Raw genomic sequence first — 2,541 nt, forward strand, 5'->3', positions numbered from 1 at the left:
AATGACGAACTTTCTCTTAAAGTGTTGACTTCGCTCGGAGTTTCTTCCCATTATTTAATTACAACTAAAGAAGAAGAACCTATATACAGACTTGTTGAGGAAAGCAATAGAGCTTGGCATGCTGGAATAACCATGTTTGACAATAGAGGAAGCATAAACGACAGCTCTATAGGAATTGAAATTGTTAATTTGGGTTTTCAAAGAAAAGTTACGAATACTTCCGCTCAATTAAGAAGAATGACAAGAAGACAATTAGAGAATAGATATTTTATTTCTTATAACGAATATATTGATTATGAAGAAAGTCAAATTAAAAAAGTGGCGTATTTGCTTAAAAATATTATAGCCGAATACAATATAAAACCTTACAATATATTGGGACATTCCGATGTCGCTCCTTACAGAAAAATAGACCCCGGTCCAAAATTCCCTTGGAAGAGACTATATGACGAATATAATTTGGGCTTTTGGTATGATGAAGAAGATTATACAAAATTTTTATACGATAAAAAATTTAGAAGAGCTAAAATAAAAGACATTAAAGAAGAGTTTGTAAAATACGGTTATACGAGCATGCCAACAAATAATAAATGGGATTTTGAATCGCGAAAAGTTTTATACGCTTTTCAATGTCATTTTAGACCGAAAAAAATTGACGGCAATATAGATAACGAAACTTACGCGATTATAAGAGCTTTGAACGAAAAAATTGAAAGAATCAATAAAGCGGAAGAGCGGGAAAGGTTAAAAGATTTATTGAAGAATAGTTTTTATACGAATATTTTTATAGATAGAAATATTGTAAGCGATAATTGGGAATATATAAATTACTAATGGATATTTATATATTAACTTAATATATAAATATATTATTTCAAAAACAAACTAACGGCTTCATCTTTCGCTATATTAACCGCATCGACAACGCTTGAGCTTGAAATTGTCGCTCCGCTTATCGCCGCTATCTCTCCATCGCCTGCTTCTTCTGGTTTTATTCCTTTTACGATAGAAAGAGGAACTATTGAACTTTGCTCTTTGAATTGTTCTCTAAAAGAATTTTCCACTATTCTTGCGCCAAGTCCCGGAGTTTCCGCCTGCTCGGTAATGACTATTCCCGTAACCGTTTCGGCATTTTCATCGAAGCCTACCAAAACTTTATTTTCTCCGTTATAGCCTTTTGCCGAAGAAATAATCGCGTAGCCAGCGATTGAGCCGTCTTCTTTTTTTCCTATATAATATGTGAAAGTAGAATCTTCGGTTAAAGGACCTTCTACGATATCCGAATCGATTATAACGGATTTAACTCCTTCCAATACGGTTTTTTCATTATTTGCCAATATATCTTTTTCAAAAGAAGAGAATACGAACGAAAGCAAAAAACCCGCCGCTAAAGCCGTAATTGTTACCGAAATAACCGCTTTATAACTAACTTCTTTTTTCATTATTTTCCTCCTTCTTGTTTTTGAGATTTTTGCATTATGATAGCCTCTTTTTTACCGAAAGGCATCGGACGAGTAAGCATAGCTATCAAAGGCATAAACATATTTCCTATTAATATCGAATACATCGTATATTCGGGAGAAGTTCCGAAAGCCCTTAATATTGCAAGAACCAAACCGATTAATAATGCGTATATCCAAGCTCCCAATGGACTCGTTGGGCATGTAACCATATCGGTTGCCATAAAGAAAGCTCCCAAACAAAAACCGCCCGCCAAAACTTGATATATCGGAGAGGCAAATTTTCCCGGCATAGCCAAATTTAATAAAAGGTTAACTATGAATAGAGATATAAACATTCCGAGCGGGATTCTCCAATTTATAGTTTTAGTAGTCAAAAGAAATATTCCTCCGATAAGCAAAAGCAAAAACGAAGTCTCTCCAATCGCTCCGCCAGTGCTTCCCAAAAACATTTGAAGATAGTAATGAGATTCAAATTTTATCTGTTCTATTAACGAAGAACTTAAATTACCAGCATAAGTAAATTTCATAAAAGTTAATGGAGTCGCATGAGTCAAAGCTCCAACGGCTTCTATAGATTGAGTCGCCTCCGAAACGGCAATATCCAAATTTTTAACTATATTTTCAAAAATTCCCAAAAAAGGAACTCGTTCTGGAACGGGATACATAGTCATTTGCGCTGGAAAAGCGACTTGTAAAAAAGCCCTTCCAACTAAAGCGGGATTGAATATATTAGAACCCAAACCGCCGAAAACTTCTTTTGCAAATACTATAGCGATAACTCCGCCAATAACTACCATTGTAACGGTAGCGGTAGACGGCAAAGTCATAACCAAAAGCAACGCCGTGATTATCGAAGCGTAATCGGGCAATATAGGTTTCTTTCTAACTTTTTTAACTATTATTGTGGATAATATGCAGGTTATAATTGAAGCCAAATATAAAATTATAACTCTATAACCAAATAAAACTACGCTAAAAATAATAGCGGGCAAAAGAGCTATGATAACTCTTAACATTATTTTTTGTGTGGTATCTCCGTCTTTTATATGAGGAGACGATTCGGTATAAAAATTCATGA

Annotated in this window: 3 protein-coding genes; 1 reads left to right on the forward strand and 2 read right to left on the reverse strand. The window is 34.4% G+C overall.

Annotation, left to right across the window (positions count from 1 at the left end; all coding sequences use genetic code 11):
• Positions 1-834, forward strand: an 834-nt coding sequence (locus EZH24_RS10175; RefSeq protein ID WP_137999027.1) for an N-acetylmuramoyl-L-alanine amidase, incomplete at its 5' end; no start/stop codon positions are given.
• Positions 835-869: 35 nt separating this feature from the next.
• Here the strand turns inward: EZH24_RS10175 and EZH24_RS10180 are convergent.
• Complete coding sequence (locus tag EZH24_RS10180) at positions 870-1,442, reverse strand: RnfABCDGE type electron transport complex subunit G (protein WP_137999028.1); 573 nt, start codon at positions 1,440-1,442, stop codon at positions 870-872.
• Complete coding sequence (locus EZH24_RS10185; RefSeq protein ID WP_137999029.1) at positions 1,442-2,539, reverse strand: RnfABCDGE type electron transport complex subunit D; 1,098 nt, start codon at positions 2,537-2,539, stop codon at positions 1,442-1,444. The genes EZH24_RS10180 and EZH24_RS10185 overlap by 1 nt, the downstream gene beginning before the upstream one ends.
• Between the last annotated feature and the right edge of the window lie 2 nt (positions 2,540-2,541).

This window comes from Brachyspira catarrhinii (assembly GCF_005518285.1).
In the GTDB taxonomy this organism is placed as follows: Bacteria; Spirochaetota; Brachyspiria; order Brachyspirales; family Brachyspiraceae; genus Brachyspira; species Brachyspira catarrhinii.